2 protein-coding genes are annotated in these 1,107 nt (G+C 27.4%); both read left to right on the top strand.

The features are described 5' to 3' along the window. Positions 1-472, top strand: a 472-nt coding sequence (locus CDH49_RS15500) for a hypothetical protein (protein ID WP_204524838.1), incomplete at its 5' end; no start/stop codon positions are given. Between the two features lie 40 nt (positions 473-512). After that, positions 513-917: a hypothetical protein gene (locus CDH49_RS15495; protein WP_157805354.1), complete on the top strand. Its 405-nt coding sequence runs from the start codon at positions 513-515 to the stop codon at positions 915-917. Positions 918-1,107: the final 190 nt, after the last annotated feature.

The following is a 1,107-nucleotide window of genomic DNA, read 5'->3' as shown; positions in this document are numbered from 1 at the left end:
CAAACACGCAACTTTCCATACACGAACACGTTGCCAGCAATTTGAAACCAAAATTATGCAAAAAAGATATTGGGAACAGATTTTAGAAAAATCAAATAAAAAACAAACATTACCATATATTATTGGTTGCAAAAAAATATTAACTACCGAAAATGATTTTGATTCTGTCGAAAATCTATTAGAGGAGATATTACATAGTGAAAATGGAAAAACATATTCGATGTATCATTGTCCAGATATTGGAGAATATGTAATTTTTCAAAACAATTATTCGGATTATTTGATTGGAGGTTTGAAAGTTTACAATCCGATAACTGGAAATTTAAAAATTGTTTTTGGAATTAATATGGAAAATTTAGGCAAAGATTTTGAACAAATAAAACTTAAATTGTCCTGCAGATATGAATCAAATATTGCAGATGAGAAATTTTCTTTTATCAATAGAAAATGGGAGTGTTTTTACAATAGATGAGAAGAATAAAACATTAACTTATAAAACAATCTAAATTTAAATGGGAAGAATTACTACCGTTACAACAAAATATAGATTTATAAAACCTACAATGTTAACTTTAGAAGAGTATAATTCTTATAAGCAAATTTTAAAGATTGACCCATGGTATAAAATAGGTCCAAAAGATGAATTTTGGAAAGAATTTAGCACTATTAAATGGTTATTAATTGTATTTATTTTAAGCTTTTTGATTGGTATAATTACCGACCTAGAATTTCTTGGAATTATTGGTTTCTTATGTTTTGCTTTTTTGTTACTTATTCTCTTTATGGGAGAAGGTTCCTCAATGATAAGCTATTCAAAATATCAAAACTCTAAAAACGAATATTTTGAAAATCTTAAAAGAAATATAAATGAATCAAAAAGCTACGAGGAATTTATTATTATGAATAGTCGAATGTAAATTCGGAATTAAACCTGAACTATTTGTAATAAAATTTAAATAAATTAATAATAAAAACTGCTGGCAACACCGTGTATAAAAAATTGCTAGTTTTAGCTAAAACAAAGGTTGTTGCCTGTTTGCTGGCTTCCGATTTTCCTTCGGAAAATCCTCGCCCCCAAACACGCAACTTTCCATACACGAACACGTT

It is taken from the genome of Confluentibacter citreus, from assembly GCF_002807055.1.
GTDB lineage: Bacteria > Bacteroidota > Bacteroidia > Flavobacteriales > Flavobacteriaceae > Confluentibacter > Confluentibacter citreus.
This window is presented reverse-complemented; position numbering and strand designations above follow the sequence as displayed.